This window comes from Streptomyces sp. 142MFCol3.1 (genome assembly GCF_000424945.1).
GTDB classification, from domain to species: Bacteria; Actinomycetota; Actinomycetes; order Streptomycetales; family Streptomycetaceae; genus Streptomyces; species Streptomyces siamensis.
Window position 1 is genome coordinate 1 of the sequence record NZ_AUKV01000018.1, and the last position, 22,305, is coordinate 22,305.

Annotated in this window: 19 protein-coding genes; 12 read left to right on the forward strand and 7 right to left on the reverse strand. The window is 72.5% G+C overall.

The features are described 5' to 3' along the window. Positions 1 to 802 precede the first annotated feature (802 nt). The 3 genes from H305_RS0125465 (at position 803) to H305_RS47055 (ending at position 3,606) form a co-directional block, all read left to right on the forward strand. A complete protein-coding gene (locus H305_RS0125465) occupies positions 803 to 1,792 on the forward strand; it encodes a malate dehydrogenase (RefSeq protein WP_028802894.1) in 990 nt (329 codons plus the stop codon). Between the two features lie 343 nt (positions 1,793 to 2,135). Beyond that, entirely contained in the window at positions 2,136 to 2,630 is a 495-nt protein-coding gene (locus H305_RS0125470) for a hypothetical protein (protein ID WP_028802895.1), read from the forward strand. Positions 2,631 to 2,634: 4 nt separating this feature from the next. Then, positions 2,635 to 3,606, forward strand: a complete 972-nt coding sequence (locus H305_RS47055) for a hypothetical protein (RefSeq protein ID WP_051370956.1) — start codon at positions 2,635 to 2,637, stop codon at positions 3,604 to 3,606. Here the strand turns inward: H305_RS47055 and H305_RS0125480 are convergent. Continuing rightward, positions 3,603 to 4,529, reverse strand: coding sequence for a bifunctional helix-turn-helix transcriptional regulator/GNAT family N-acetyltransferase (locus H305_RS0125480; RefSeq protein ID WP_028802896.1), 927 nt, complete (start codon positions 4,527 to 4,529; stop codon positions 3,603 to 3,605). The two genes, H305_RS47055 and H305_RS0125480, sit on opposite strands and share 4 nt — an antisense overlap. Positions 4,530 to 4,825: 296 nt before the next feature. Here H305_RS0125480 and H305_RS0125485 point away from each other — a divergent pair, with 296 nt between their 5' ends. The 5 genes from H305_RS0125485 to H305_RS0125505 all read left to right on the forward strand — a co-directional run bounded on the left by H305_RS0125485 (position 4,826) and on the right by H305_RS0125505 (position 12,029). Then, positions 4,826 to 6,337: an aldehyde dehydrogenase family protein gene (locus H305_RS0125485; protein WP_028802897.1), complete on the forward strand. Its 1,512-nt coding sequence runs from the start codon at positions 4,826 to 4,828 to the stop codon at positions 6,335 to 6,337. A gap of 74 nt (positions 6,338 to 6,411) precedes the next feature. After that, complete coding sequence (locus H305_RS0125490) at positions 6,412 to 7,935, forward strand: GMC family oxidoreductase (protein WP_028802898.1); 1,524 nt, start codon at positions 6,412 to 6,414, stop codon at positions 7,933 to 7,935. Continuing rightward, positions 7,935 to 9,128 carry a quaternary amine ABC transporter ATP-binding protein gene (locus H305_RS47060; protein ID WP_078629244.1) on the forward strand — a complete coding sequence of 398 codons (1,194 nt, stop codon included), beginning with the start codon at positions 7,935 to 7,937 and terminating at the stop codon, positions 9,126 to 9,128. The genes H305_RS0125490 and H305_RS47060 overlap by 1 nt, the downstream gene beginning before the upstream one ends. Then, entirely contained in the window at positions 9,128 to 11,071 is a 1,944-nt protein-coding gene (locus H305_RS0125500; RefSeq protein WP_028802899.1) for an ABC transporter permease, read from the forward strand. Before H305_RS47060 ends, H305_RS0125500 begins: the two co-directional genes overlap by 1 nt. A gap of 1 nt (position 11,072) precedes the next feature. Further along, complete coding sequence (locus H305_RS0125505; protein WP_028802900.1) at positions 11,073 to 12,029, forward strand: ABC transporter substrate-binding protein; 957 nt, start codon at positions 11,073 to 11,075, stop codon at positions 12,027 to 12,029. 87 nt (positions 12,030 to 12,116) lie between these two features. On the opposite strand, the gene H305_RS0125510 is transcribed toward H305_RS0125505, so the two are convergent. Genes H305_RS0125510 through H305_RS0125520 form a run of 3 tightly spaced genes read right to left on the reverse strand, consistent with a single transcriptional unit; the run spans position 12,117 to position 13,830 of the window. Then, positions 12,117 to 12,857: an isocitrate lyase/PEP mutase family protein gene (locus H305_RS0125510; RefSeq protein ID WP_037765372.1), complete on the reverse strand. Its 741-nt coding sequence runs from the start codon at positions 12,855 to 12,857 to the stop codon at positions 12,117 to 12,119. Further along, positions 12,854 to 13,255, reverse strand: coding sequence for a carboxymuconolactone decarboxylase family protein (locus tag H305_RS0125515; protein WP_051370981.1), 402 nt, complete (start codon positions 13,253 to 13,255; stop codon positions 12,854 to 12,856). Before H305_RS0125515 ends, H305_RS0125510 begins: the two co-directional genes overlap by 4 nt. Before the next feature lie 56 nt (positions 13,256 to 13,311). Beyond that, positions 13,312 to 13,830, reverse strand: a complete 519-nt coding sequence (locus tag H305_RS0125520) for a carboxymuconolactone decarboxylase family protein (RefSeq protein WP_028802903.1) — start codon at positions 13,828 to 13,830, stop codon at positions 13,312 to 13,314. 48 nt (positions 13,831 to 13,878) lie between these two features. Here H305_RS0125520 and H305_RS0125525 point away from each other — a divergent pair, with 48 nt between their 5' ends. Further along, entirely contained in the window at positions 13,879 to 15,279 is a 1,401-nt protein-coding gene (locus tag H305_RS0125525) for a PLP-dependent aminotransferase family protein (protein ID WP_028802904.1), read from the forward strand. A gap of 437 nt (positions 15,280 to 15,716) precedes the next feature. On the opposite strand, the gene H305_RS0125530 is transcribed toward H305_RS0125525, so the two are convergent. Next, positions 15,717 to 16,568 carry a hypothetical protein gene (locus tag H305_RS0125530; RefSeq protein WP_028802905.1) on the reverse strand — a complete coding sequence of 284 codons (852 nt, stop codon included), beginning with the start codon at positions 16,566 to 16,568 and terminating at the stop codon, positions 15,717 to 15,719. Positions 16,569 to 16,720: 152 nt separating this feature from the next. Between H305_RS0125530 and H305_RS0125535 the strand changes: the two genes are divergently transcribed. Then, a complete protein-coding gene (locus tag H305_RS0125535) occupies positions 16,721 to 17,065 on the forward strand; it encodes a hypothetical protein (protein ID WP_028802906.1) in 345 nt (114 codons plus the stop codon). 14 nt (positions 17,066 to 17,079) lie between these two features. Next, entirely contained in the window at positions 17,080 to 18,267 is a 1,188-nt protein-coding gene (locus H305_RS0125540) for a glutathionylspermidine synthase family protein (RefSeq protein ID WP_028802907.1), read from the forward strand. Positions 18,268 to 18,473: 206 nt separating this feature from the next. Here H305_RS0125540 and rocD read toward each other — a convergent pair whose 3' ends face one another. Then, a complete protein-coding gene (gene rocD, locus H305_RS0125545; protein ID WP_028802908.1) occupies positions 18,474 to 19,688 on the reverse strand; it encodes an ornithine--oxo-acid transaminase in 1,215 nt (404 codons plus the stop codon). A gap of 364 nt (positions 19,689 to 20,052) precedes the next feature. Here rocD and H305_RS0125550 point away from each other — a divergent pair, with 364 nt between their 5' ends. Continuing rightward, positions 20,053 to 21,498 (forward strand): glycine hydroxymethyltransferase, encoded by a 1,446-nt coding sequence (locus tag H305_RS0125550; protein ID WP_028802909.1) that lies wholly within the window; start codon positions 20,053 to 20,055, stop codon positions 21,496 to 21,498. Between the two features lie 15 nt (positions 21,499 to 21,513). Here the strand turns inward: H305_RS0125550 and H305_RS0125555 are convergent, their stop codons facing one another. Beyond that, entirely contained in the window at positions 21,514 to 22,212 is a 699-nt protein-coding gene (locus tag H305_RS0125555) for a hypothetical protein (protein WP_234021047.1), read from the reverse strand. Positions 22,213 to 22,305: the final 93 nt, after the last annotated feature.

The following is a 22,305-nucleotide window of genomic DNA, read 5'->3' on the forward strand; positions in this document are numbered from 1 at the left end:
GGCTGTCGGGCCGTTTCGCCGTCTGTCCGGTGGGTGGGTCGGGTCCGTGCCGGTGATCCGCCCGTTGCAGCCGTCGTGTGGTCCGGTGTGTCGGTGCGGTGGGTTCGTGTCGCCGTCCGCAACGGGCATGTGATTCACCGGCACGGCCCCTTCCGTGAGAGGGCGGGTGCGGGTGTGGGTGGGGTGCGGATACGGATACGGGTGCGGGTGGGTGCGGATACGGGTGCGGGTGCGGGTGCGAGTGGGGTGAGGGGCCGGTCATGGCCCGTCCCGACGGCAGTTCCCGCGTCGTCCGGCGGTACGTCCCGTGCCGTCCGGCATTCCTCGGCCCGTCCGGCGGCGGTTCCCGTCCCGTCCCGCCTTGAGGGCAGAGAGCCACCTCTCAGCCCGTCCGGCGTTTGAGGACGAGGCCGTCCAGGCCGATCGGGGCCGGGGGCGTACAGACGGCGAGGAACGCGGGGGCATGGTCCGGAGGGAACGGGGCAGGCGTCCCGTACCCCACGGGATCCGGCGTCGTCCGGGAGGGCAACCCTCCCGGACACCGCCCCGGTGACCCCGATGGCGGCCGCCGCGTCCCCCTCTCCCGGACCGGCGGCCGCCACCGCTCGGAAGGTCTGTGGGGTGGGCCACACGAACCCGGACGTCCGGGATGCTGGAGGCGCGATAGCCTGACGGGCGGATCTCTCTTGACGCCGAGAGATCGATCATCGGAACCTTTGATCGATCATTGCGGCGGTTGCCAGGGACGATCCTGCACCCGGGGCAGGGACGCCCCACCGCCAGCTGTCATACGGAGAACGCCATGACCCGCACTCCCGTGAACGTCACCGTCACCGGCGCGGCCGGCCAGATCGGTTACGCCCTGCTCTTCCGCATCGCCTCCGGCCAGCTGCTCGGCGCGGACGTGCCGGTCAAACTGCGCCTCCTGGAGATCACGCCGGCCCTGAAGGCCGCCGAGGGCACCGCCATGGAGCTCGACGACTGCGCCTTCCCGCTCCTTCAGGGCATCGACATCACGGACGACCCGAACGTCGCCTTCGACGGCACCAACGTCGGTCTGCTCGTCGGCGCCCGCCCGCGTACCAAGGGCATGGAGCGCGGTGACCTCCTGGAGGCCAACGGCGGTATCTTCAAGCCGCAGGGCAAGGCCATCAACGACCACGCCGCGGACGACGTCAAGATCCTGGTCGTCGGCAACCCGGCGAACACCAACGCGCTCATCGCGCAGGCCGCCGCCCCGGACGTACCGGTCGAGCGCTTCACGGCCATGACCCGCCTGGACCACAACCGCGCGCTGACCCAGCTCGCGAAGAAGACGGGCAGCACGGTCGCCGACATCAAGCGTCTGACCATCTGGGGCAACCACTCCGCCACCCAGTACCCCGACATCTTCCACGCCACGGTCGCCGGCAAGAACGCCGCCGAGGTCGTGGGCGACGAGAAGTGGCTGGCCGAGGACTTCATCCCGACCGTCGCCAAGCGCGGTGCCGCGATCATCGAGGCCCGTGGCGCGTCCTCCGCCGCCTCGGCCGCCAACGCCGCCATCGACCACGTGTACACGTGGGTCAACGGCACCGCGGACGGCAACTGGACCTCGATGGGTATCCCGTCGGACGGTTCCTACGGTGTGCCGGAGGGTCTCATCTCCTCCTTCCCCGTCACCACCAAGGACGGCCAGTACGAGATCGTCCAGGGCCTGGACATCAACGAGTTCTCCCGCGCCCGCATCGACGCGTCGGTGAAGGAGCTGGAGGAGGAGCGCGAGGCCGTTCGCGCCCTCGGCCTCATCTGAGCCACCCACACCTGCGTCGGCCCCCGCCCGGAAGCGATTCCGGGCGGGGGCCGACGTGTGCGTAGGGAAAGTACGTATCGAACATGCGCGCTTTGTCGCCATAAAGAAGGGTGCGGCAGGGGCAGACCTCACTATCGTCGTGACGTGCGAGCCGCCCAGGGAACCGGGGCGGCCGGGGGAAACACGGCGGGGGTGGTCCCAGTGACGGGATCCGGGCGACAGTACGCGCACAGCGAGGCCACTCGGCCGCCGTGCGCCGGGGCCCATCTTGACCCGGCCTTCGGGGCCAGGGTGATCGACGAACTCGTCGGGCACGAGGAGCATCCCGCGGCACCGTCCCTCGGTGCGGACGCCGACGCCGTACGCCCACGCGTTACGGGCGCGCCGACGGGAGGCCTCGACCGGGGTCGCGCTGCTCGTGAACCGGGGCTTGTTCCTCGTCGCGGAGACGTCGGTGGCGGACCCCGGGGGCATCGCGATGCTGTCCGGCTCCGTCGCGGTGCCGTACTACGCGTCGGTCTGCGTGCTCCTCTGGCTCGCGCGGGCCGCCTCCGGCCGGGGCACGACGATGCTCCCGGAGGCGGTGCGCACCCTGCGGGACCGGCTGCGGCTGCTCACCGCGAGGGACGACATGGCCGGGCTCGACAGCGAACTCGCCGTGGTGCAGGGGAAGATCGAGCGCACGGGCCGCGGGGATCCGGCGCGGCCCGGACGGCTGCGCGTGCGGCTGGAGACCGCCGCGGCGGCGGTCGCGGGGCCGGCCGCGACGGCCGCCGTCGTGCAGGTGATCGCACAGCTCGCGGAACAGCGGCAGCGGTCCGGGAGGAACGGGGGGTGACGAGATGACACAGCGGTGGGACGCGGACCGTCAGCGGTGGATCGACGACGACGGCACCGGCGTGCGCGACGGGAGCGCCGCCGCGGGCGGATCCGGTGCCGCGGGGGCGCCGCCGGACGCGCAGGCGCAGTGGTGGGCGTCCGCGCCGACCCAGGCGGGGACCCTGCGCCCGGACGGGTATCCGCCCGCGGTTCCTCCCCCGCCGCCACAGCTGCCGCAGCAGGCGCCGTATCCGTTTCCGCAGCCGCCCGTGCTCGGTCCGGCTCCCGCCGGAGGCCGCCCGCCCTCCGGTGGGGCGGACTCGCGCCGGCTGCTCGTGGTGATCGTGGCGGTGGCCGTCCTCGCGGGCGGGTTGGGTGGCGGAGTGTGGGCGCTGACCAGGGACGACAGGGGAGGCCGTACGGACGCCGGCGCGTCGTCGCCGGCGGTGACCGTCACGGCCACGCAGACGGCGCCCCCGCAGGAGACCGGGCAGGCCTCCGGCAGCGACGACACCTTCGCCGACTCGGCGCAGCCCACCGTCGCGGCACCCGCGCCCGGATACAGCCGGGCGGTGGACCCGGTCGGCTACACGGTGGACGTGCCGGACGGGTGGGCGCGCAAGGAGGAGCGGGGCAAGCTGGCGCAGGTCGTCACGTACACGTCCCCCGGTGGTGACCGCAGGCTGATGCTGTTCGAGGTCAAGGAGAACTCCCTGGCCGAGTCGATGGACAAGGCCGAGACGATCTGGGGGAAACTGAACGGCTACCGGTTCCTGGGACGGCAGTCGGGATCCGACTGGATCGAGGTGACCTACCGCTACGACAGCAAGGACAACGGACCCACGCACGTCGTCGACCACCGCTTCCGGGCCGCCGACGGCACGCTGTACGCGATCAACGCGAGCGGCCCCGAGGGCGGTGACATGACCGGTGACCTGACGACGGCCGTGAACTCCTTCTGCCCCACCGGCGCCGACTGCGCGAACGGTTCCTAGGGCCTTGCTACGGGGGGCAACCGCTTCTCGAACCAGTGGGCCGCGTACACGTTGTCGTCGTACCGCGGGATCTCCGTGTATCCGCACGCCCGGTACATGGCCTGCGCCTCGGTGAGCACGGCGTGCGTGTCGAGTCGGACGACGGTGCAGCCGAGTGCGGCGGCGTGCTCCTCGAGGCCGCGCAGGACGCGCCGCGCGAGGCCGAGGCGGCGGGCGTCGGGGTGGACCCACACGTGCCGGATCTCACCCACTCCCGGTTCCAGTCGGCGCAGTGCCCCGCAGGCCACGGGCCGTCCCTCCTCGTAGGCGACGAGGAAGGCGCCCGCGTCCCCCGACACCTCGTGGGGCCGGACGAGGGCGGCGGTGTCGAAGCCCTCGGGGAAGCGGGCGTCGATGTCGGCGGCGTAGGCGGCGAGGCAGTCGCGGGCGTCGCGCGAGGCGCCGTCGACGCGTACGACCGTGATCGCGGCGAGCCGCAGGAGCCGCTGGGCGGCGCCGAGTGCGGCGGTCAGCTCGTCGCGCTGCCGTCCGCCGAGTCCGGCGAGCAGTCCTTCCGCCAGTTCGTCGGCCAGCCGGTTCTGCTCGGTCACCTCGGCCCGTCCGGTCGCGGTGAGTTCGGCGACCCGCAGCCGGTTGTCGTGCGGGTGAACCGTCACCCGGACGAGCCCCTGTGTCTCCAGGGCTCGCACCGTGCGGCTCAAGTACCCGGCGTCCAGGCCGAGTCGGCTCCTCAGGTCCCGCAGCGAGGCGCCCTCGGCGCCGATCTCGAACAGCAGCCGGGCCTCGCCGAGCGGGCGGTCCTGGCCGAGGTAGTGGTCGTCGAGCGCGCCGATGCGGCGGGTGAAGTAGCGGTTGAAGCGACGCAGCGCACGCACGTGGTGGGCCGGCGGGTGCGCTGACGGGTTCGCTGACACGGGCCTCATATTTCTTTGACTTTAGTCAAAGGAAAGTCCGGCGTCCACGGGGTGGCGGGCCGGAGTCCGGTACCCGTACCCAGGGTTGTCGGGCTCGCGCGGGCCGCGCTCCTGGCTTCCGGTCACTCTCGGTAGAAGATTTCAGCCGTTGTGGTCCTATTTCGTGGGATTTTTCAGTGACCCGGCGCACTTTTGGTGACCGGTTGTGCATGCATCCGGGGTCGGGGGGGCAGGTGCTCCCGGTCCCCAAGGGCGACATGCGTGTGACCCGGGGCGCGGAACAGGAACGGAAGGCATCACCGATCATGGCCGGACAGCAGGCAGAACAGACCATCCACGTGGGCGGCGAATGGCGCGACGCCGTCTCCCGCGCCACCCGCGAGATCCTCGATCCCGCCGATGCCAAGCCGTTCGCCGTGGTCGCGGAGGGTGACGAGCGGGATGCGGACGCGGCCGTCGAGGCGGCCCGCCGTGCCTTCGACGAGGGCCCCTGGCCCCGCACCCCCACCGCCGACCGGGCCGCCCTGCTCCGTCGCGTCGCCGACCTCCTGGTGCGCGACCGCGAGGAACTCGGGCTGCTCGAGAGCCGTGACGCGGGCAAGACCGTCGAGGAGGGCCGCGTCGACATCGACTGCGTCGCCGACGCCTTCCGCCACTTCGCCGATCTCGTCGTGGGCGAGGGCGGCGGGCGGGTCGTGGACGCCGGCACCGACGAGGTCCACAGCGTCGTCGTGCACGAGCCGGTCGGCGTGTGCACGATGATCACCCCCTGGAACTACCCGCTACTCCAGGCCAGTTGGAAGATCGCTCCCGCGCTCGCCGCCGGGAACACCTTCGTCGTCAAGCCGAGCGAGATCACCCCGCTGACGACCGTCGCCCTGATCCGGCTGCTCGCCGAGGCCGGACTTCCGGCCGGCGTCGCCAACATCGTCACCGGGCCCGGCCAGAGCGTCGGCGCGCGCCTCGCCGAGCATCCCGGCGTCGACCTCGTCTCCTTCACCGGCGGGCTCGTCAGCGGGACCAAGGTCGGCCAGGCCGCCATGGCGGGCGTCAAGAAGGTCGCCCTGGAGCTGGGCGGCAAGAACCCGAACGTCGTCTTCGCCGACGCCTGCGCGACCGAGGAGGGCTTCGACACCGCGGTCGACCAGGCCCTCAACGCCGCCTTCATCCACAGCGGCCAGGTCTGCTCGGCCGGTTCGCGGCTCATCGTCGAGGAATCGGTCCGCGAGCGGTTCGTCGCCGAACTCGCCCGCAGGGCCGCCCGGATCAGGCTCGGCCGCGGCACCGAGGACGGCGTCGAGTGCGGCCCGCTCGTCTCCGAGCAGCAGCGCGAGAAGACGGAGGCGTACGTCGCCTCCGCGCTCGCCGAGGGGGCGGTGCTGCGGTCCGGCGGCAAGCGGCCCGAGCCGTCCGACGTGCGGCCCGCCACCGGCTACTTCTACGAGCCGACCGTCCTCGACCAGTGCCACCGCGAGATGAAGGTCGTCCGCGAGGAGGTGTTCGGACCCGTCCTGACGGTGGAGACCTTCCGCACCGAGGACGAGGCCGTCGCCCTCGCCAACGACACCGAGTACGGGCTGGCCGGCGCCGTCTGGACCGCCGACGCGGGCCGCGCCCGGCGCGTCGCCGGACGGCTGCGGCACGGCACCGTCTGGATCAACGACTTCCACCCCTACCTCCCGCAGGCGGAGTGGGGCGGTTTCGGAAAGAGCGGTGTGGGGCGCGAACTCGGCCCGGCCGGTCTCGCCGAGTACCGCGAGACCAAGCACGTGTACCAGAACCTGGCGCCCAAGCCGGTCCGCTGGTTCGCGGGCTGACACCGGTCCCCGCCCGGCCGGCCGCGGTCCGGCCCCGGCCAACCCCCACCACCCGCACCTTGGAGCACGACCACATGCACGAGAACACGTACGACTACGTCGTCATCGGCGGCGGCACGGCGGGCTCCGTGATCGCCTCCCGCCTCACCGAGAACCCCGACGTCACCGTCGCCGTCATCGAAGGCGGCCCCAGTGACGTGGACCGCGACGACGTCCTCACCCTGCGCCGCTGGATGGGCCTGCTCGGCGGCGAACTCGACTACGACTACCCGACGACCCCGCAGCCGCGCGGCAACTCGCACATCCGGCACAGCCGCGCCCGGGTGCTCGGCGGCTGCTCGTCCCACAACACGCTGATCGCGTTCAAGCCGCTGCCGTCCGACTGGGACGAGTGGGAGGCGTCGGGAGCCGAGGGCTGGGGCGCGGTGCCGATGGAGGCGTACTACGCGCGCCTGCTCAACAACATCGTCCCGGTCGACGAGAAGGACCGGAACGCCATCGCCCGCGACTTCGTCGACGCCGCCCGGACCGCGCTCGGCGTGCCGCGCGTCGAGGGCTTCAACGAGAAGCCGTTCACCGAAGGCGTCGGCTTCTTCGACCTCGCCTACCACCCCGAGAACAACAAGAGGTCGAGCGCGTCCGTGGCGTACCTGCACCCCGTCATGGACCAGCGGCCCAATCTGACGATCCTGCTGGAGACCTGGGCGTACCGGCTGGAGCTGGACGGGACCCGCGCGAGGGGCGTGCACGTGCGCACCAAGGACGGCGAGGAGATCCTCGTGAGCGCGCGGAACGAGGTCGTGCTGTGCGCGGGCGCCGTCGACTCGCCGCGGCTGCTGATGCACTCCGGCATCGGGCCGAAGGAGGACCTGGAGCGGCTCGGCATACCCGTCGCCCACGACCTGCCCGGGGTCGGCGAGAACCTGCTCGACCACCCCGAGTCGGTCATCGTGTGGGAGACCGACGGCCCGATCCCCGAGAACTCCGCGATGGACTCCGACGCGGGCCTGTTCGTCCGCCGGGACCCGGAGCACCAGGGACCCGACCTGATGTTCCACTTCTACCAGGTCCCCTTCACGGACAACCCCGAGCGACTGGGCTACGAACGCCCGGCGCACGGCGTCTCGATGACCCCGAACATCCCCAAGCCGCGCAGCCGCGGCCGGCTGTACCTCACCAGCGCCGATCCGTCCGTCAAACCCGCCCTGGACTTCCGCTACTTCACGGACGAGGACGACTACGACGGGCGCACCCTCGTCGACGGCATCAAGATCGCCCGAGAGATCGCCAAGTCCGAGCCGCTGGCCGGCTGGCTCAAGCGGGAGGTGTGCCCCGGCCCCGGCATCACGGACGACGAGGAGCTCAGCGCCTACGCCCGCCAGGTCGCGCACACCGTCTACCACCCCGCGGGCACCTGCCGCATGGGTGACCCGGCCGACGAACTCGCCGTCGTGGACCCCGAGCTGCGCATCCGCGGGCTCGACGGGATCCGGATCGCCGACGCGTCCGTCTTCCCGACCATGCCCGCCGTGAACCCGATGATCGGGGTGCTCATGGTCGGGGAGAAGTGCGTCGATCTGATCGGTGGTGGTGAGTGATGAGTACGGCAACCCTCCAGGAGAACAAGGCCGTCGAGCCCGTCTTCTCCGTGCACAACCTGTGGAAGGTGTTCGGCCCGAAGGCCGAGCGCGTCCCGGCGGACCCCGAACTCGCCGCGCTCGCCCCCGCCGAGCTGCGCTCGCGCACCGGCTGCACGGCCGCCGTCCGCGACGTCGGCTTCGACGTGCGCAAGGGCGAGGTCTTCGTCGTCATGGGCCTGTCCGGCTCCGGCAAGTCCACCCTGGTCCGGTGTCTGACGCGGCTCATCGAACCGACGTCCGGCAGCCTCGCCATCGATGGCGAGGACGTTCTCGCCATGGACCGGACCCGGCTGCGCGAACTCCGCCGCCACCGCGCCGCGATGGTCTTCCAGCACTTCGGCCTGCTGCCGCACCGCACGGTCCTCGACAACGTCGCCTACGGTCTGGAGATCCAGGGCGTCGGCAAGGAGGAGCGCCGCGCCAGGGCCGCGGAGATCGTCACCAAGGTCGGCCTGGAGGGCCTGGAGCAGCGCAGGCCGGGCCAGCTCTCCGGCGGTCAGCAGCAGCGCGTCGGACTGGCCCGCGCCCTCGCGGTGGACCCGGAGGTCCTGCTGTTCGACGAGCCGTTCAGCGCGCTCGACCCGCTGATCCGGCGCGACATGCAGGAGGAGGTCGTCCGGCTGCACCGCGAGGAGGGCCGCACGATGGTCTTCATCACCCACGACCTGAACGAGGCCCTGCGCCTGGGCGACCGGATCGCCCTGATGCGCGACGGCAGGATCGTCCAGCTCGGCACCCCCGAGGAGATCGTCGGCTCGCCCGCCGACGACTACGTACGGGAGTTCGTCCGGGACGTCCCGCGCGAGCAGGTCGTGACCGTCCGTACCGCGATGCGGGCGGCGTCCGCGCACGAGGCGGCCGGCGGTCCGGCCCTGACGCCCGACGCGACCGTGTCCCAGGCGATCGAGGCGGTGGCCCGGACCGGCGCCCCCGCCCGTGTCATGGACGGCGGCCGCTGTCTCGGAGTCGTCGACCACGAGCGCCTGCTCGGCGTCGTCGCCGGGACGCAGTCCGGTGCGGGTGACACGGCACAGGCCCAGTCCGGTCCTGGTGACGCCGCCGGGTCCGGCTCCGGCGGGGAGAGCGCGGCCGGAAGCGGGTCCGACCTCGGCGCCGCCGCCGGAACGGAGCAGGACAAGGAGGTGGTCTGATGGCCACCGTCACCGCGCCGCTCGCCCCCTCCCGGATCGGCGGACTGCTCAGACACCGGGCCGTCGGCAAGCTCCTGATGCTCGCCGTCGCCGCGGCCGTCGTCGTGCCCGTCCTCGACTCCCGCTGGGCCAGCGGCACCTGGCCGCACGCCCTCACCGTCGACCTCGGCGGGCCGCTCGGCCGGACCAGCGACTGGATCATCGACAACCGCGACAGCCACCCGCTGTTCCTGTACTTCTTCGGGTACGTCAGCAACGCCGTCGTCCTGGCCGTGCGCGCCGTCTACCTCGTGCTGCTCGCCGCCGGCTGGGCCGGCGTGACGGCCGTGGCGGCACTCGTCGCCTGGCGGACCGCCGGCGTACGGCTGGCACTCGGCACGGCCGCGGCTTTCCTCGCCTGCGGCGTGCTCGGCATGTGGGTGCCCACCATGCAGACACTGGCGCTCATGGTGGTCGCCGTCCTCGCGTCCGTCGTCCTGGGCGCACTGCTCGGCCTGGCCGCGGGCCTGTCCGACCGCACGTATCGCGCGCTGCGGCCCGTCCTGGACACCATGCAGGTCCTGCCCGCCTTCGCCTACCTGCTCCCCGTCGTGCTGGTCTTCGGCATCGGCGTCCCCGCGGCCGTGCTCGCCACCGTCGTCTACGCCGCCCCGCCCATGGCCCGCCTCACCGCGCTCGGCCTGCGCGACGCGGACACCGGCGTGATGGAGGCGGTCGCCTCGCTGGGCGCCACCGCCCGTCAGCGGCTCACCACAGCCCGGCTCCCGCTGGCCCGCAAGGAGCTCCTGCTCGGCCTCAACCAGACGATCATGATGGCGCTGTCCATGGCCGTCATCGCGTCCGTGATCGGTGCGGGCGGCCTCGGCGACCGCGTCTACCAGGCACTCGCCTCCGTCGACGTGGGCGCCGCGCTCGCCGCCGGCGTCCCCATCGTGCTGCTCGCCGTCGTCCTGGACCGGGTCACCGCCTCCGCGGGGGAGCGGCTCGGCGAGTCGGAACGCGCCCTCGCACCCTGGGCGTACGCCGCGGCCGCCGCCGTGGCCGTCGCGGTCGCCGGACGCCTCACCGGCCGTCTCGACTGGCCCGGCTCGTGGGTGGTGGGCATCGCCGAGCCCGTGAACCGGGTCGTCGACTGGATGACGAACCACCTCTACTCCGGCGTCCCCGTCATCGGGGGCACCGCCGACTGGGCGGGCCACTTCACGACCTGGGTCCTCGACCCGCTCCGGGACTGCCTGCTGTGGCTGTCCTGGTGGTCGGTCCTGCTGATCGTGGCCGCTCTGGCCTGGCTGATCGGCACCTGGCGCACCGCGCTCACCGCCGTCCTCGCCATGGCCGCGATCGGCGTGCTGGGTGTGTGGAAGCCGTCCCTGGACACGCTCTCGCAGGTCCTCGCGGCCGTCGCGGTGACCCTGGTGCTGGGCTTCGCCACCGGTATCGCGGCGGCGCGCAGCGAGCGCGTCGAACGGCTGCTGCGGCCCGTGCTGGACGTCTTCCAGACCATGCCGCAGTTCGTCTACCTGATCCCGGTGGTGGCGCTGTTCGGCGTGGGCCGCGCGCCCGCCGTCGCCGCGGCCGTCGTCTACGCGCTGCCCGCCGTGGTCCGCATCACCACCCAGGGGCTGCGCGCGGTGGACCCCGCCGCGTTGGAGGCGGCCCGCTCGATGGGCGCGACCAGCGGGCAGCAGCTGCGCCAGGTCCAGCTGCCGCTGGCCCGGCCGGCCCTGCTGCTCGCTGTCAACCAGGGCGTCGTGCTCGTCCTCGCCGTGGTCATCATCGGCGGTCTCGTCGGCGGTGGAGCGCTCGGCTACGACGTCGTCTTCGGTCTGGCGCAGGGCGACCTGGCGACCGGGCTGGTCGCCGGCGCCGCGATCGTCTGCCTCGGCCTGATGCTCGACCGGGTGACCCAGCCCACCGAACGCCGTGCGAAGAAGGGAGCGTGACATGCGATTTCGTACCACCGCCGTGGTGGCGGGCGGATCGGCGCTCCTGCTGCTGACCGGCTGCGGCGCCGCCGACATGACCAAGCAGGCCTCGCCGTTCGCGAACGCCCAGGGCGCGAAGACGGTCACCCTGTCCGTGCAGTCCTGGGTGGGCGCGCAGGCCAACGTGGCCGTCGCCCAGTACCTGCTGGAGCACGAGATGGGCTACCGCGTCGACACCGTCCAGGTCGACGAGGTCCCCGCCTGGGACGCGCTCAGCCAGGGCCGCGTCGACGCGATCCTGGAGGACTGGGGTCACCCCGACCAGGAGAAGCGGTACGTCGACGACAAGAAGACGATCACGAAGGGTGGGCAGCTCGGGGTGACCGGGCACATCGGCTGGTACGTCCCGACGTACTTCGCCGAGCAGCACCCGGACGTGACCGACTGGAAGAACCTCGACAAGTACGCCGACCGGTTGCGCACGGCCGAGAGCGGCGGCAAGGGCCAGCTCCTGGACGGCTCCCCGTCCTACGTCACCAACGACAAGGCGCTGGTGAACAACCTGAAGCTGAACTACCAGGTGGTGTTCGCGGGTTCCGAGGCGGCGCAGATCACCCAGATCAAGCAGTTCGCCAAGGCGAAGAAGCCCTTCCTCACCTACTGGTACTCCCCGCAGTGGCTCTTCGAGAAGGTCCCGATGACGGAGGTGAGACTCCCCGCCTACAAGGAGGGCTGCGACGCCGACGCCGCGAAGGTCGCCTGCGCCTACCCGCACACCCCGCTCCAGAAGTACCTCAACACGGACTTCGCGAAGAGCGGCGGCAAGGCGGCGGACTTCCTGAAGAAGTTCAAGTGGACGACCGAGGACCAGAACGAGGTCTCCCTGATGATCGCCAACGACAAGCTGACGCCCGAGGAGGCGGCGAAGAAGTGGGTGGGCAGCCACGAGTCGACGTGGCGGGCGTGGCTGCCCTGACCCTGCCTGCTTCCGCGGGCCCCCGCCGGAGTCCCGCCGGCGGGGGCCCCGCTCACCGCCGGAGTCCCGCCGGCGGTGGGGGCCTGCCTACCGCCGGAGTTCCGCGGCGATCTCCCCCAGGGCCTGAGCGGTCCGGCGCTGCAGCCCCGGCCCGAACGTGACGCGGGTGGCGCCCCGTTCGCCCAGCTCCGTGAGGTGCTCGTCGAGCCGGGCGTCGCCGGTCCTGGCGAACACGTTGACCGGCCCCTCGATCCCGGCGCGCAGCTGGGGGAGTACGTCGACGGGAGCGCCGATGGGGTACACGCAGTCGGCGCCTGCGGCGACGTACAGCGCGGCCCGCTCGATCGCCCGTTCCGGGTCCGGGTCCCCGTACGCGAACGTGTCGATGCGGGCGTTGACGAAGAGCCGGTCCCCGGCGGCGGCCCGCACCTCGGCCAGCCAGTCGGCGTGCCGGGCGGGGTCCTTGAGGACGCCTCCCACCGAGTCCTCCAGATTGCAGCCGACCGCCCCCGTCCCCAGGAGCCGCTCCACCAGTTCCCCGGGCGGGAGCCCGTAGCCGTCCTCGACGTCCGCGGACACGGGCACGTCCACCGCGCGGACGATCCGCGCGACCGCCGCGAACATCTCCTCGGCGGGCGTCGCCCCGTCCTCGTACCCGAGGGAGGCGGCGACCCCGGCGCTCGGTGTGGCGAGCGCCGGGAACCCGGCGTCCACGAACACCCGCGCGCTGGCCGCGTCCCACGGGCCCGGCAGCACCAGCGGGTCACCCGGCGGGCGGCCCCGGTGCAGTGCCCGGAACGTCTCGGCCCTGTCCGTGCCGTGACTCACCACGCGGTGGCGCCCGGTGCGATGCGCCGGGTCACCATCAGCCGGTTCCAGCTGTTGATGGCGGTGATCAGCCCGATGAGATGCGCGATCCCCGCCTCGTCGAAATGCTCGGCGGCGCGCTCGTAGACCTCGTCCGGCACGAAACCGTCCGTCAGGACCGTGACCGCGTCGGTCAGGGCGAGCGCCGCCCGTTCGCGTTCGCTGAACGCCTCCTCGGCCTCCTCCCAGGCGTTGAGGAGCTGGATGCGGTCGTCGTCGACTCCGTGCTTGCGGGCGAGCTTCACATGCATGTCGAGACAGAACGCGCAGTGGTTTGTCTGCGAGGCGCGGATCATGACCATCTCCGCCAGCGCCGGGTCCCCGAGACCCTTCTTCGCGGCGGCGCTGAACGCCTGCATCGCGGTACGCACCTCGGCGTCGAGGAGGCTCGTACGGGTGCTCCCGTCCGAGCCCGTCACTTGTACTGACCCGCTCGGTAGTGCCCGGCCACCAGCCGGCAGGCCACGCCGAACCGGTTCCAGGCGTTGATCACCGTGATCGCGGCGATCAGCTGGGCCAGTTCGGCCTCCTCGAAGTGCTTGGCGGCCTGCTCGTACACCTCGTCGGGCACGAATCCGTCCGTCAGGACCGTGACCGCCTCGGTCAGTTCGAGCGCCGCGACCTCCTTCTGCGTGTAGAAGTGCTTCGACTCCTCCCACGCGCCGAGCTGGATGATCCGCTCGACGCTCTCACCGGCGGCGATCGCGTCCTTGGTGTGCATGTCCAGGCAGAAGGCGCAGTGGTTGAGCTGCGAGGCGCGGATCTTCACCAGTTCCAGGATCACGGGGTCCAGACCCTTCCGGGCCGCCGCGTCGAGCTTGATCATCGCCTTGTACACGTCGGGGGCGAGCATGGCCCAGTCCAGGCGGGGGGTGTGCTCGGGAACGTATTCGGTGGAGCGGCCGGTGGTCGTGGTGTCGTCATGCGTCGTCATGGGTCCCGACACTACGGGCGGAGTAGCCCAGGAGTATGGTCCATTTCCATGGCAGAGTCACGGGCCACTTTGGGAGGCGAGGGATTCGACCTCCATGTCGAGCCGACCGGGTCCGGGGTGCGCAAAGGGCTGACGGACGCGCTGCGCGAGGCCGTCCGCAGCGGCCGGCTCGCACCCGGCACCCGGCTCCCCTCCTCCCGGTCGCTCGCCGTCGACCTGGGCATCGCCCGCAACACGGTCGCCGACGCGTACGCCGACCTCGTCGCCGAGGGCTGGCTCACCGCACGCCAGGGCTCGGGCACCAGGGTGGCCGAGCGGACGGTCGTACCGCCGGCCCCGGAGACGGCGCCGCGCCACCGCGAGCAGGCGCGCCCCGCCTACGACCTCGCCCCCGGCAGCCCGGACCTCGCCTCCTTCCCACGCACCGCATGGCTCAGGGCCGCCCGCCGAGCGCTGAGCGCCGCGCCGCACGAAGCACTCGGGTACGGCGATCCGCGCGGCACCCCCGAACTGCGCACCGCCCTGTCCGGCTACCTCTCCCGCGCCCGCGGCGTGCGGGCCGATCCGGAGCGCATCGTGGTCTGCTCCGGATTCGCCGACGGCCTGACGCTGCTCGGCGCGGTCCTGCGACAGCGCGGCGTGCGCTCCGTGGCCGTCGAGGCCTACGGGCTCGAACTGCACTGGAACCTCCTGCACCGTTCGGGCCTGCGGACCGTCCCGCTGCCCCTGGACGGACTCGGCGCCCGCACCGACGACCTGGCCGGGGTCGGAGCCGTCCTGCTCACGCCCGCGCACCAGTTCCCCATGGGGGTGCCGCTCCATCCGGACCGCCGGGCCGCCGTCGTGGACTGGGCCCGCCGCACCGGCGGCCTGATCCTGGAGGACGACTACGACGGCGAGTTCCGCTACGACCGCCAGCCCGTCGGCGCCCTCCAGGGACTGGACCCCCGGCACGTCGTCCACCTGGGTACCGCGAGCAAGTCCCTGGCCCCCGCGCTGCGACTGGGCTGGCTGGTCCTGCCGCCGTCGCTCACGCCCGAGGTCACCGCGCTCAAGGACGGCGGGGGCTGGTCGACCGGGGCGCTGGACCAGCTCACCCTCGCTGAGTTCCTCACCTCCGGCGCCTACGACCGGCACGTCCGGGCGGCCCGGCTGCGCTACCGACGGCGCCGCGACGCGCTGGTCGCGGCCCTCGCCGATCGCGCCCCGACGGTCCACGCCACCGGAATCGCGGCCGGCCTGCACGCCGTCCTCAGGCTTCCCGCGGGCACCGAACAGTCGGTGGTCCGGGCGGCGGCCTGGCAGGGGCTGGCCGTCCACGGCCTGACGCGCTACCGCCACCCCGACGCGGTCACGGAACCGCAGGACGCGCTGGTGGTGGGGTACGGGACACCGCCGGACCACGCGTGGTCGGGGGCGCTCGACGCGCTGTGCCGGGCGCTGCCCTGACGCGACTCCCGGCTCCCTTTCCCCGGTTCGCGGCACGGGCTCCCGTTCCCCGGCTCCCGCTCCCTGGCTCGCGGCCCCGGCTCCGGCTCCCGTTCCCCGGCTCCTGCTCGCGGCTCCGGCTCCCGCTCCCTGGCTCGCGGCTCTGGCTCCCGCTCCCTGGCTCCCGGCTCCAGCTCCCTTTCCCCGGTTCGCGGCCCGGACTCCCGGTTGCCGCGGAGCCGGAGGGGACCGTCGCGCTCTCTGAAGCGAGGCCTCTGCCGAGGGGAGTCGGGAGCGGCTCCTGCACCTGGGTCGGGCGGACGTGGACCGCTGCCTGCCGAGCGGGCCGGGAGCGGCTGTGGCGTGCTTTGCCCCGGAGCCGTGACTAAGCGGGCCCGCTGCCCGCCGAGCGAGCCGGAGCGACTACGTCGATTCCCATCGGGGCCTCGCCGGAGCGACTACGTCGATTCCTGCACCGGGGCCCCGCCGGAGCCCTGCACCGGGGCCTCGCCGAAGCGGGCCAGCGCCAACGCGCCCGCCACCGCGACCGCGAAGCCGAGGACCGCCAGCCAGGCGAGCCCCTCCCGCGTGCGGTCGCCCAGCCACACCACGCCCACCAGGGCGGGCCCGATCGTCTCCCCGATCACCAGCCCGGCGGTCGCGGTCGTGACGGAGCCGCGCTGAAGGGCCGAGGTGAGCAGCAGGAACGCCGCGCCGCCGCCGATGAGCAGCGCGTACGCCGCCGGATCGGCCAGCAGCGCACCGGGGTCGAGGTCGTCGATGAGCCGCACCGACACCTCGACCACACCGAAGCCGAAGCCGGCGCCGAGACCGAGGACGAGCGGGCGCCCCCGATCGGGCAGCCGCCCGCTCACGAGGCCCAGCAGCAGCACCCCGACGGCCGTGCCCAGCATCGCGTACTTCAGGGCCGCCGACCCCGGGCGCTCGCCCTCGGTGCCGGACGCCGACCCCAGCATCGCGAGCCCCGCGCACACCAGTCCCACCGCGCCCCACTCGACCCGGTCCAGCCGTACCCGCAGCAGCCGTGAGGCCACGACCGCCGTCACGGCGAGGCTCGCGGCGAGCGCCGCCCCCACCGTGTAGATCGGAATCGACCGGAGCGCGGCGATCTGGAGCAGGAACCCGACCCCGTCGAGCGCGAGCCCGGCCAGATAGCGCCATTGCCGCAGTGCGCGGAGCAACAGTGCCGCGTCCCCGCCCGGCCCGGTGCCGGCGGCCGCGCGCGACGCCATCGCCTGGAGCACCGTCGCGGTTCCGAAGCAGACCGACGCACCAAGCGCGCACACCATTCCAAAGAGCACGAAGCGACTGTAGGGGAGCCCGCATCGCAGGGGGCCGTCGCACGCACGTACTGCGGTGCTCTCTACTCTGATCGTCGGACGTCCAAGAAGAATCACAAACGAAGCAAAGTCGAACCGAACGAAACAACGGGGGAACGGACATGGCTGACACACGTCGTCAACTGCGCTCGGGCACCGTCGTGCTCGGCGGCATGGGCCTCCTCGCCGCTGCACTCACGGCCTGCTCCTCGGAGCCGGACAAGCGCTGCGTCGACCGCGACAGCTACAACCTCGCCAAGGGCTACCGGGTCGTCGCCGACAAGAACTGCAAGTCCACCAAGGTGTCCGTAAACGGCAGTTGGTACTACGGCGGCAAGAAGAAGAGCGGCTGGGTCGACGGCGGCTCCTTCGTCAAGCCCGGCAAGGGCTCCGGTGGCTCCGGCGGCAGCCACAGCGGCGTCGACCGCGGCGGCTTCGGCAGCGGCAAGGGCAGCTCCGGCGGCTGAACAGGAGACACCCCGTGGAACGCCGCACCATCGCACCCCGCCCCGACTGGCAGCGGACCGTCGAGGAACAGGGCCTCATCTATCCGCTCACCCGCCACCCCGACGACTCCCTGCGCCCCTACTGGGACGAGAGCGCGTACTACGTCTTCTCGCTCCCCGAGGTCGAGGCGCTGGAGGAGGTCGTGGACGAACTGCACCGCATGTGCCTGGCCGCGGCCGAGCACATCGTCCGCACGGACCGCTTCGCCGACCTCGGCATCACCGACCCGCACGTCGTGCGGGCCGTCGCCGAGGCCTGGCGGCGGCGCGCCGAACTCCCCTCCGTCTACGGCCGTTTCGATCTGCGCTACGACGGCACGGGCCCCGCCAAGCTGCTGGAGTACAACGCCGACACGCCGACCTCCCTCGTCGAGGCCGCGAGCCCGCAGTGGTTCTGGATGGAGGACCGCTTCCCCGGCGCCGACCAGTGGAACTCGCTGCACGAACGCCTCGTCGCCGCCTGGAAGAAGCAGGCACCCCTCCTGCCGCCGGGCAGCCCGCTGCACTTCGCGCACTCCTCCGCCGACGAACTCGGCGAGGACCTGATGACGGTCGCCTACCTCAAGGAGACCGCGGAGCAGGCGGGCCTCGACACCGACTGGATCTCCATGGAGGAGATCGGCTGGGATCCCCTCTCCGGCCGCTTCGTCGACAACTCGCTCCGCTTCATCCGCAGCTGCTTCAAGCTCTACCCCTGGGAGTGGCTCACCGCCGACCGCTTCGCCGGACACGTCCTGGACACCCTCGACAACGGCGGCGGCACAGGGACGACGCTGTGGATCGAGCCGGCCTGGAAGATGCTCCTCTCCAACAAGGCCCTCCTCGCCGTCCTCTGGGAGCTCTACCCGGACCATCCGAACCTGCTCCCCGCCTACCTCGACGGCCCGCGTGAACTGGCCGCCGGCCGGGGCTACGTGGCCAAGCCGCTCCTCGGCCGCGAGGGCGCCGGCGTCACCGTGCACGAGCCGGGCGCCGCCCCGGCCGTACGGACCGACGAGCCCTGCGTCTACCAGGAGCTGGCTCCCCTCCCGTCCTTCGACGGCAACCGCGTCGTCCTGGGCGCCTGGGTCGTCGAGGACGAGTCGGCGGGCCTCGGCATCCGCGAGTCGTCCGGCCTGGTCACGGACGAGTACGCCCGCTTCCTGCCGCACGTGATCCTCTGACGGCCCGGCACGCGAACCCCACGCGGCCCCGGGCGCCCGGCGACACGGAGGCCGGGGCCGGGCCCGTGCCACGGCGGGCACCCGCGCCCCCGGACCCGGCGCCGCGCCTCGGCCGCCCCGGGCCACCCCGCGCCGGGACCCGGAGCAACCCGGAGACGACGGATCCCAGAGGTCGCGCCGGGTCCCGGCAGCTCCCGGACCCGGCCCTAGGCCCCCAGCACCTCGCGGAGCCGGCCGAGCCCCCAGTCGAGGTCCTCCTCGGAGATGACCAGCGGCGGGGCGATCCGGATCGTCACGCCGTGGGTGTCCTTCACCAGGACGCCCCGGTCCACCAGCTTCTCGGAGATCTCCCGGCCCGTGCCGTACTCCGCGGCGATGTCGACGCCCGCCCACAGCCCGCGCCCGCGGACCTGCGTGACATGACCTGAGTCCTTCAACCGGCCCAGCTCCTGGTGCAGATGAGCACCCAGCTCGGCCGCCCGCCGCTGGTACTCGCCCGACCGCAGCATCGCGATCACCTCCAACGCCACCGCGCAGGCCAGCGGATTGCCCCCGAACGTCGAACCGTGCTCCCCGGGCCGGAACACCCCCAGCACGTCGGCGCCCGCCACCACCGCCGACACGGGGACGACCCCGCCCCCGAGGGCCTTGCCCAGCACATACACGTCCGGCACGACCCCCTCGTGCTCGCACGCGAACGTCTTCCCCGTGCGGCCGAGACCCGACTGGACCTCGTCCGCGACGAACAGCACGTTCCGCTCGCGGGTCAGTTGCCGCACCCCCGGCAGGTAGCCCGGGGGCGGCACCAGCACCCCCGCCTCGCCCTGGATCGGTTCCAGCAGCACGGCGACCGTGTTCTCCGTCAGCGCCCCCCGCATCGCGGTCAGGTCCCCGTACGGCACGATCTCGAAGCCCGGTGTGTACGGCCCGAAGTCCGCCCGCGCCTCGGGGTCCGTGGAGAAACTGATGAGCGTGGTCGTACGGCCGTGGAAGTTGTTCCCCGCGACGACGATCTTCGCCCTCTCCGCGGGCACCCCCTTCACGCGGTACCCCCACTTCCGGGCCGTCTTCACCGCGGTCTCCACCGCCTCCGCGCCCGTATTCATCGGCAGCACCATCTCCATGCCGCACAGCGCCGCCAGTTCCCGGCAGAAGTCCGCGAACCGGTCGTGGTGGAACGCCCGCGACGTCAGCGTCACCCGCTCCAGCTGCGCCTTCGCCGCCTCGATCAGCCGCCGGTTTCCGTGCCCGAAGTTCAGCGCCGAGTATCCGGCCAGCATGTCGAGGTAACGGCGCCCCTCGACGTCCGTCATCCAGGCCCCGTCCGCCGTCGCCACGACGACCGGCAGCGGGTGGTAGTTGTGCGCGCTGTGCGCGTCGGCCGAGGCGATGAGCGCCTTCGTCGTCTCCGTTGCGGTCACGCGATCTCCGTTTCTTGACGAGCGGCACGGGGCGACGCGCGTGCCCGCGCACGGGCGGCACGGGCCGCCCGGACCGGGCGGCTCGCGCTTCCCGGACCACGGGCGGATACGTGCTCCCGGGCGGGAGACGGCGTGTCCTCCGGGCGGGGAGTGGCGCCCGCCGACGGTGGGCCCCGGCCTCCTTCCTACCGTCGCTCGCATGGTGGACCGGGGAAGCCGCAGATCCGGCGCGCCCGGTAGGCTGACCGGCGGGGCCGTGACTGGCGCGCTGGGATGGGACCGACCATCGGGGAGCGGCCCTCGAACCGTGTGCCGTGCGCCTGGGCCGACCCGTGAACGCTGAACACCACGTCCGGAGGCCGTCATGCCAGAGCCCCTTTCCACCGAGTCCACCGCGTTCCGCAGTGCCCTGGACGTGATCCGGGCCGTGGAGCCCCGCGTCGCCGACGCCATCCGCCAGGAGGTCGCCGACCAGCGCGACATGCTCAAGCTGATCGCGTCGGAGAACTACGCCTCCCCGGCCACGCTCCTCGCCATGGGCAACTGGTTCAGCGACAAGTACGCCGAGGGGACCGTCGGCCGACGCTTCTACGCCGGCTGCCGCAACGTCGACACCGTCGAGGCCCTCGCCGCCGAGCACGCCCGCGAACTCTTCGGCGCCGAGCACGCCTACGCCCAGCCGCACTCCGGCATCGACGCCAACCTCGTGGCCTTCTGGGCCGTCCTCGCCGCCCGCGTCGAGGCCCCCGCCCTGGAGCGCGCCGGCGTCCGCAACGTCAACGACCTCACCGAGGCCGACTGGGCCGAACTGCGCCACGCCTTCGGCAACCAGCGCATGCTCGGCATGTCCCTCGACGCCGGCGGCCACCTCACCCACGGCTTCCGCCCGAACATCTCCGGCAAGATGTTCGACCAGCGCTCCTACGGCACCGACCCCGCCACCGGCCTCATCGACTACGAGGCCCTGCGCACCGCCGCCCGCGAGTTCAAGCCGCTCATCATCGTCGCCGGCTACTCCGCCTACCCCCGCCTGGTGAACTTCCGGATCATGCGCGAGATCGCCGACGAGGTCGGCGCCACGCTCATGGTCGACATGGCGCACTTCGCGGGTCTCGTCGCCGGCAAGGTGCTCACCGGAGACTTCGACCCCGTCCCGCACGCCCAGATCGTCACGACCACCACGCACAAGTCGCTGCGCGGCCCGCGCGGCGGCATGGTGCTGTGCGACGAGAGCCTCGCCGAGCAGGTCGACCGCGGCTGCCCGATGGTCCTCGGCGGCCCCCTCCCGCACGTCATGGCGGCCAAAGCCGTCGCGCTCGCCGAGGCCCGCCGTCCCGAGTTCCGCGACTACGCACAGGCCGTCGTCGACAACTCCCGTGCCCTCGCCGAGGGACTGATGCGCCGCGGCGCCACGCTGGTCACCGGCGGCACCGACAACCACCTCAACCTGATCGACGTCGCCTCCTCCTACGGCCTCACCGGCCGTCAGGCCGAGTCCGCCCTGCTCGACTCGGGCATCGTCACCAACCGCAACGCCATCCCCGCCGACCCCAACGGCGCCTGGTACACCTCCGGCATCCGCATCGGCACGCCCGCGCTGACCACCCGGGGTCTGGGTACGGCCGAGATGGACGAGATCGCGGGCCTGATCGACCGCGTCCTGACCTCCGCCGAGCCCGGCACCACGGCCAAGGGCAGCCCGTCCAAGGCCCAGCACGTTTTGGACGCGAAGATCTCCGACGAGATCGCCCACCGCGCCACCGACCTGCTCGCCGGTTTCCCGCTCTACCCGGAGATCGACCTCGGCTGACGCGTCTCGCGCGGGCTACAGATCGATCAGCTCCTGTCGTGGTTCCCGCGGCGGTCCGGCAGCCTCACGCCGGGCCGCCGCGCGGCGTATCAGGACGGAGCCCCCCGCACCGAGGACCAGCCCCGCCGTCAGCCCGGGTACCGCCCACCTCACGCTGTCCGCCGCGTCCGGCTCCGCCACGCGCCCCGAGGCGCTTTTCGAGCCGAACAGGTCTCCCTCCTCGTCCAGTTGGTCGAACACCGCGCGCGGCGCCCGATGCCAGCGGATGTCGTCGTCCCGGACGTCGGGGGAAGGATCCGTCCGCACCCATGGAGTGCCGTCCGCAGCGACGAACACCTGGTCCTGACGCTCGATGGCGACATCGCCACCCGGTGCCCTGCTGGTCTGCGGCCAGCCCCCCACTCCTGTGAGCCCCCAGATCACGGTGACCCGCACTTCGGGGAATCGGCCCTCCGCCCATGCCTCGGGAACCCGCTCCGTCCCCGTGTACCGCGGGGAGAGCAGCCGCCACAGCCGTACGAAGTCCCGCTCCCCGGAGTGCAGCGAGGTCGCCCGCCCCGTGTCACCGGCGACGACCAGCGCCAGGTCGGGGGTGTCGGCCTTCGCCCGCGCCGAGTCGCGCGCCCGTTCGTGTGCCGAATCGTGTGCAGAGGCCCGAGCGCCCGGAGCGCCGAACGCGGCCGACGCCACGACGACCAGCAACAGAAGCCACACCCGCCTCCCCCCGGTCCCCGCCCGCCTCCCACCGGTCCAGAGCCTTGTGCCGGCCCTCGCTCGCGTCCCGCCGTGCCACGACGCAGCCCCGCC

Coding starts and splice junctions, on each gene's coding strand:
- H305_RS0125465 (WP_028802894.1), top strand. CDS start 803: ATGACCCGCACTCCCGTGAACGTCACCGTCACCGGCGCGGCCGGCCAG.
- H305_RS47055 (WP_051370956.1), top strand. CDS start 2,635: ATGACACAGCGGTGGGACGCGGACCGTCAGCGGTGGATCGACGACGAC.
- H305_RS0125480 (WP_028802896.1), bottom strand. CDS start 4,529: ATGAGGCCCGTGTCAGCGAACCCGTCAGCGCACCCGCCGGCCCACCAC.
- H305_RS0125485 (WP_028802897.1), top strand. CDS start 4,826: ATGGCCGGACAGCAGGCAGAACAGACCATCCACGTGGGCGGCGAATGG.
- H305_RS0125490 (WP_028802898.1), top strand. CDS start 6,412: ATGCACGAGAACACGTACGACTACGTCGTCATCGGCGGCGGCACGGCG.
- H305_RS47060 (WP_078629244.1), top strand. CDS start 7,935: ATGAGTACGGCAACCCTCCAGGAGAACAAGGCCGTCGAGCCCGTCTTC.
- H305_RS0125500 (WP_028802899.1), top strand. CDS start 9,128: ATGGCCACCGTCACCGCGCCGCTCGCCCCCTCCCGGATCGGCGGACTG.
- H305_RS0125505 (WP_028802900.1), top strand. CDS start 11,073: ATGCGATTTCGTACCACCGCCGTGGTGGCGGGCGGATCGGCGCTCCTG.
- H305_RS0125515 (WP_051370981.1), bottom strand. CDS start 13,255: ATGCAGGCGTTCAGCGCCGCCGCGAAGAAGGGTCTCGGGGACCCGGCG.
- H305_RS0125520 (WP_028802903.1), bottom strand. CDS start 13,830: ATGACGACGCATGACGACACCACGACCACCGGCCGCTCCACCGAATAC.
- H305_RS0125525 (WP_028802904.1), top strand. CDS start 13,879: ATGGCAGAGTCACGGGCCACTTTGGGAGGCGAGGGATTCGACCTCCAT.
- H305_RS0125530 (WP_028802905.1), bottom strand. CDS start 16,568: ATGGTGTGCGCGCTTGGTGCGTCGGTCTGCTTCGGAACCGCGACGGTG.
- H305_RS0125535 (WP_028802906.1), top strand. CDS start 16,721: ATGGCTGACACACGTCGTCAACTGCGCTCGGGCACCGTCGTGCTCGGC.
- H305_RS0125550 (WP_028802909.1), top strand. CDS start 20,053: ATGCCAGAGCCCCTTTCCACCGAGTCCACCGCGTTCCGCAGTGCCCTG.